We start from the raw sequence: 1,010 nt of genomic DNA, 5'->3' as shown, positions 1-1,010 counted from the left end.
CCCATCGATCCGACCTATCCAGAGGAGCGTATCCGCTACATGCTGGACGACTCGGGTGCGAAGCTGTTGTTAACGCAAAACCATCTGGTTGATAAAGTGGCTTTCGACGGTAGCGTGCTGGTGCTGAATGGGGCACAGGGTGTGTATCACGAGGATGGTTCCAATCTGGAGCCGTTGTCTGGTCCGAACGATCTGGCCTATGTCATTTATACGTCAGGTACGACGGGTCAGCCGAAGGGTGTTATGTTGGAGCATCGCGGTCTATGCAATCTGAAAACGTATTTTGATCAGACGCTCAAGATCCGCACGTCGGATCATACGTTGCTGTTTGCTAGCTATTCGTTTGATGCGGCTTGCTGGGAAATCTTCCAGGCGCTGTTCTGCGGAGCCACGTTGTATGTACCAACGTCAGAGACGATTTTGGACTATGAGAGATTCGAACATTATATGACAGAACATCAGATTACGGTGGCGACGTTACCACCGACCTATGCGGTGTATCTGGAGCCGGAGCGGATGCCATACCTGCGTGTTCTGTTCACTGCGGGTTCAGCATCCTCAACAGAATTGGTATACAAGTGGAAGGATCAGGTGGCGTACTACAACGGCTACGGTCCAACCGAAAACTCGGTGGCGACGTCCGTCTGGCCGGTATCCGAGGACGAGAGAGCAGGACAACTCATTTCCATCGGACGCCCTATACCGAATCATCGGGTGTACATGGTGGATGTGCATGGACATTTGGCTCCGGTAGGCGTAGCGGGTGAACTGTGCGTGTCCGGTCCGGGTCTGGCCCGTGGTTATCTGGATCGCCCAGAGCTGACGGCTGAGAAATTTATACCAAATCCGTTTGCAGCTGGTGAAGCCGGCTACGAACGAATGTACCGTACGGGTGACTTGGCCAGATGGATGCCAGACGGCAACATTGAATATTTGGGCCGGATCGACCATCAGGTGAAAATCCGGGGTTACCGGATCGAGCTGGGCGAAGTCGAGGCACAAATTTTGAA

General features: G+C 53.3%; 1 protein-coding gene. It reads left to right on the top strand.

The window, feature by feature from the left end; genetic code table 11:
* A partial coding sequence (locus JOD82_RS28905; protein ID WP_209950387.1) for an amino acid adenylation domain-containing protein occupies positions 1 to 1,010 on the top strand: 1,010 nt, incomplete at both ends.

The organism is Paenibacillus sp. 1182 (genome assembly GCF_017833915.1).
In the GTDB taxonomy this organism is placed as follows: Bacteria; Bacillota; Bacilli; order Paenibacillales; family Paenibacillaceae; genus Paenibacillus; species Paenibacillus polymyxa_D.
This window is presented reverse-complemented; position numbering and strand designations above follow the sequence as displayed.